The sequence below is a fragment of the Gemmiger formicilis genome (genome assembly GCF_016901605.1).
Taxonomy (GTDB): Bacteria; Bacillota; Clostridia; order Oscillospirales; family Ruminococcaceae; genus Gemmiger; species Gemmiger formicilis_B.
This window is the reverse complement of the sequence record NZ_JACJKP010000199.1, coordinates 1-4701: the sequence shown is the minus strand read 5'-3', so window position 1 is coordinate 4701 and position 4701 is coordinate 1. Positions and strand designations below refer to the sequence as shown.

Below are 4701 nucleotides of genomic sequence, written 5' to 3'. Positions count from 1 at the left end.
CTGTGGTTCCGAAAGGAGAAAATCGAAGTTGGTCATGGTGGGTTACCTTGCTTCTGTTAAAGTATGTTAATCCTCTTTTTTCAATGCAAGTAATTGAGTCATGGCGAAGTCACCGTATTGTGTTAAGGACCAGTAAGTGGATTTATCGGTGGTGCTATGCTTTTTGCTGCTGATTTCAATTAATCCCAAGGCTCGCAATTGTACTTTGATTTGATTGAATGTTTCGGAGCTAACACGAAAATTTCGAAAGTCACACATGTTTTTGTAACAAGGATCGTTTGAAAAATCTTTTTTAAATGTTGCAGCAAAACTATCAAGTGCGTTTTTTAGCGTGGATTCTGTACATTCGTCAATCATCAACGGAGCAATTCTTTCAAAGATATGGTTCCATGTGGTATTGACAAAGTCGGCACATTTGTACGGGGTTAGACTTCGTTTGCGGTTTGCTTCAAAACATAAATGAAATGTGATCTCATCGTCCCCTTGCATCAGTTGCTCCGAACCTTTAGGCGGTTCCGTTGATATACGGTTAAGTTTTGCCTTTAATTCCTCGTTTTCTTTTTGCAATTTAACGATTTCTTTCATAGAGTTGTCGTCAATCGTATTACTCTTTACCCATCCCTCGGCGGGAAAGTCTTTGATCAGCTTAATCATGCTTCTAGAAACGATTGAGCCTAAGTTTTCTGGGGTACTCCAAAATTTCACAAGTTTCTTTTTTGCAAGCTTTTTGAAATTTTCTAATTTTTCTCGCTTTTCAGGGTCTTGATCACATTTACCGGATGGAATATCCTCCGGAGTTTTTGGTAAAAACGAAATGATAGGTTTCCCAGTCTGCAAAGCATACTCAAATTCCATTTGGGTATAGCTGATTCCCTCGGTGTTGGTGCTTCCGTAGCGACCACCAATAATTAACAAATAATAATCGCAAGTATCAATTACTCTTTTTATCAAAGTCCACTGGTCGTCGTTTGACGCCGGGAACAATTCCATTCCAGCAGGCATACAGTCTAGTTCCAGCAACGCTTGCATTACTTCTTTTCGTTCTTCCTGCAAATCTTCATAGGTAGAACTAACAAACACTTGATATATTTTATTCATTTTAATCACCCAAAATAATTTTGCATAAGAGCTTTCTTTATCATTTCTAGTTTATCAAGACTTTCCAGAATCGTCAATTTTGATTTTTCGGTTTGTTCAACGAAGGAAGAAAATTGGTTTTGCAGTTCCACCGGAGGATATGGCACGGGATACTCTTTCAGTTTATCCATTTGAATGCCGTCTTGTCCTGCGGTTCGTTTAGATAGACCTTCAAGATAGTGAAGCAAACATTTCTGCTTTAAAAAGTGTCGGATAAATTCACGGTTTCCCATTTTGGGCGTAGCCTTCATTAGCGCTACGTTGTAAGCGCCATCAATCCCACCCAATATTTGAAAAATGGGAGGCCCATATCGGCCAATCATTATATCATCTGCCGTACAAAATCTGCGCGCCAAAGATTTAGGAATATATGTAATAAACTTATTTGATTTGTAGTCTCTAATCTGAATTAAACGAACATTGTTTTCTGTTGGTGAGTACTCAAAAAAGCTTTTATCTGGTTGGCTACCACCTTCAAATTGTACAACATCTTTCATTTTGTATACGGGAAATTCTTTGGTATTCAAGATAGGGTCTCCAAACATCTCATTGAACAGCGCTTCTACCAACAGGTCCAGCTTGTCCAGCTGGGCGCGGCGTTGGGCAATCAGGTCGGTGACTTTGTCCAAAACAGCGGCAATGCGGCGCTGTTCATCAAGCGAAGGGAGTGGAATTTCTAACTCTTTAAGTGCTGTTACAGTAAAACTAGCCTGATTAACCGATTTTTTTGTTATTTTTTGAATTTGCCTTAGAAAGCCTGGCGTTTCAAAAAAGTACGCCGCATAATCAGACAAAAGAATTTTAGGGTTGGCACGGAGCACCAGCAGATTCATACCATGAATGATTTGTTCATTAACTTGCTTTTTGTATAAAGCAACTTTTCCAAGATGTTTCTCACTGTTAATGTGTGACATAAGGATGTCGCCATCCTGTAAAACATAGCTTTCGTATTTAGTAATATCTACAATATCGGCATATCCGAATTTTTTGTGATCTACTTTTCTATTTGCAATGGTTTCGATCCTAGTAATAGGAAATCCACCAGCCCCCTCTGTTTGCTTTATAGAAGCTCCGTTCCGGATGAGCGTGAACACATCCCCCAACTTCGCCATCACAGCATCCCCTCCAGTTCCGCCAGGCCCTGGGTGATCTGCTGCTCCAGCGCGCGCAGATCGGCCAGAATCTCCGTCGCGGGCGGGTACTCCACCGGCACATACTCCACCTGCTTGTACTTGTTGATGGAAAGGTCATACCCGTTTTCGGCGATCTCCGCCTTGGGCACCATGAACGACTGCTCGGTGCGGGCGCGGTCCTTTTCCGCCGCCCGGTCATGGAACCGGGCGATGATATCGGGGATGTCGTTCTCCTTGACTTCGGTGCGCTTGTCGTCCAGCGAAAAACCGTCCGCCTTCATATCATAGAACCATACGTCGTCGGTGCCGCCGTGGCCGGTCTTGGTAAACACCAGCACCGCCGTGGACACCCCCGCGTAGGGTTTGAACACCCCGCTGGGCATGGAAATCACCGCCTCCAGACGGTGGTTCTCCACAATCTCCTTGCGGATCGCCTTGTGCGCCGTGGAGGAACCGAACAGCACCCCGTCCGGCACGATGCAGGCGCACCGGCCGCCCACTTTCAGCATCCGCAAAAACAGCGCCAGAAACAACAGCTCGGTCTTTTTGGTCTTGCACAGTTTGAGCAAATCGGTGGAAACGATGTCGGCGTCCAGGCTGCCCTTGAAAGGCGGGTTGGCCAGAATCAGGGAATAGGCCTCCCGGTCGGTGTTCTGGTCCGAAAGGCTGTCCCGGTACTCGATAAACGGGTTGTCGATGCCGTGGGTCATCATGTTCATGGCGCCGATGCGCAGCATGGTGCGGTCCATATCGTAGCCGTGGAACATGTGGTTCATGTAATGGTCTTTTTTCTGCCGGTCAAAGAAGATCTCCTGTTTGTATTTCTCTTTCAGGTAGTGCCCGGCCTCCACCAGAAAGCCGCCGGTGCCGCAGGCCGGGTCGCAGATGACCTCGTCCGGCTGGGGGTTCATCATCTCCACCATCATGCGGATGATATGCCGCGGCGTGCGGAACTGGCCGTTCACCCCCGCGGTGGACAGCTTGGAAAGCAGATATTCGTAAATGTCGCCCCGTACATCCGGGCTGCTGGCCTGGCGCGACTGCTCATAAATCTCATCCATCGCCGTGACCACCTTGTCCAGCATCAGCGGCGTGGGAATTTTGAAAATCGCATCCCCCATGTATTGGGCATAGGCGCTGTCCTTGTCGCCGTGCAGCCCTTTGATGAACGGGAACACCCATTCCTGCATCACTGTGTACATCTGCTGCGCCGGAAAGTCCCGGAACACCGACCATTTCAGCTGCTCGCCCGGAATGCTCCGCTCCCCGATGGTGACCTTATCCGCAAAAATGCTCTTGTGGGGCAGGCCCAGCATGGCGCTCTCCTTGGCGCGCTGGTTGTCCGCCGCGTCCAGGTCATGAATGAACATTAAATAGGTCATCTGCTCCACCACGTCCAGCGGGTTGGTGATGCCCCCGGTCCAGAAGGTCTCCCACAGGCTGTTGATTTTATTCTTCAGTTCGTTGTCCAGCATACCGTACTCCTTGTTTGGATTCTGCGCAAAAGGGCTGCGCCCTCCCCGCGCCGGTGTGGCGCCTGTCTATGTTTTTGGCGCCATCCCGCCCCCCGGCCAACGGCCCGGCGGAAGTATATATAAGTATAGTCTAACAAGCCCGGAATAGCCCGTCAAGGTGCTGCGCTTTTGCCGCTTTGCCGAAGGAAAAACGGTGGCACGGGGGACCTCCTATCGCAACCCCTCCACAAACTTCCCGATCAGCTCATTCACTTCGTCCGGTGCATCGGTGTTGGCATTGTGCCCGGCCCCGGAGATCCACACCAGCGGAATGCCGGTGTTTTTGTGCCAGGCCTTGTTGTACCGGATGCAGGAACCGGCATGATCTTTTTCTCCGCAGATCAGCAGCGCCGGGCAGGGAATGTTGTAGGGAAGGTCGGCTTCCATGGCTTCGGCCAGTATCCGCATCCCATGGCCGGACAGTCTGGCGTATCGTTCCTGGTCGCCGTCGTAGGTCATCATCATGGCGTGCATCAGGGCCTGGCCATAGGTGGAGGTAGCCACCCCTTTCGACCCGGTTTTCAGCAGGGACTTCCACGGGTAATGGTGATAGACCGGCTCCATCCGTTTCAGCAGCCACAGTTCGATGCCCGTCACATACTTTCGCTGCAGAGGGGCCGAATCAATGGCCACAAAGCCCTTCAGCTTCCGGGGAAACAATTCCGCATAGGCTTGTCCTACATAGCCGCCCATAGACTGCCCCACGATCACCGGCTGGCACAGAGCTTCCCGGCAGAGAATCTCGTCCAGCCATCTTGCCTTGTCCATCATGGAAAAGGTCAGCTGGAAGGGCCAGGAAGCGGCATGGCCGGGGGCGTCCCATACCAGCAGATTGTATTTCCCTTCGAAACAGGCAATCTGTTTGTCAAACAGCCGATGGTCAGCGGTCAGCCCTGGCAGAAAAACCAGGGTGATGG

General features: G+C 49.5%; 4 protein-coding genes. All 4 read right to left on the bottom strand.

Translation table 11 applies throughout. From position 1 onward, the window contains the following. Positions 1-66: 66 nt before the first annotated feature. Positions 67-1098, bottom strand: a complete 1032-nt coding sequence (locus tag H6B10_RS12675) for a DUF4062 domain-containing protein (RefSeq protein ID WP_204651939.1) — start codon at positions 1096-1098, stop codon at positions 67-69. Between the two features lie 5 nt (positions 1099-1103). After that, on the bottom strand, positions 1104-2249 hold the full coding sequence (locus H6B10_RS12670) for a restriction endonuclease subunit S (RefSeq protein ID WP_204651940.1): 1146 nt from the start codon (positions 2247-2249) through the stop codon (positions 1104-1106). Next, on the bottom strand, positions 2249-3745 hold the full coding sequence (locus H6B10_RS12665; RefSeq protein ID WP_204651938.1) for an HsdM family class I SAM-dependent methyltransferase: 1497 nt from the start codon (positions 3743-3745) through the stop codon (positions 2249-2251). Before H6B10_RS12665 ends, H6B10_RS12670 begins: the two co-directional genes overlap by 1 nt. A 210-nt stretch (positions 3746-3955) precedes the next feature. Then, positions 3956-4701, bottom strand: a 746-nt coding sequence (locus H6B10_RS12660; RefSeq protein ID WP_204651937.1) for an alpha/beta fold hydrolase, incomplete at its 5' end; no start/stop codon positions are given.

Bases quoted from the DNA above. Each gene is read 5' to 3' on its own strand.
- H6B10_RS12675 (WP_204651939.1), bottom strand. From the start codon at position 1,098: ATGAATAAAATATATCAAGTGTTTGTTAGTTCTACCTATGAAGATTTG.
- H6B10_RS12670 (WP_204651940.1), bottom strand. From the start codon at position 2,249: ATGGCGAAGTTGGGGGATGTGTTCACGCTCATCCGGAACGGAGCTTCT.
- H6B10_RS12665 (WP_204651938.1), bottom strand. From the start codon at position 3,745: ATGCTGGACAACGAACTGAAGAATAAAATCAACAGCCTGTGGGAGACC.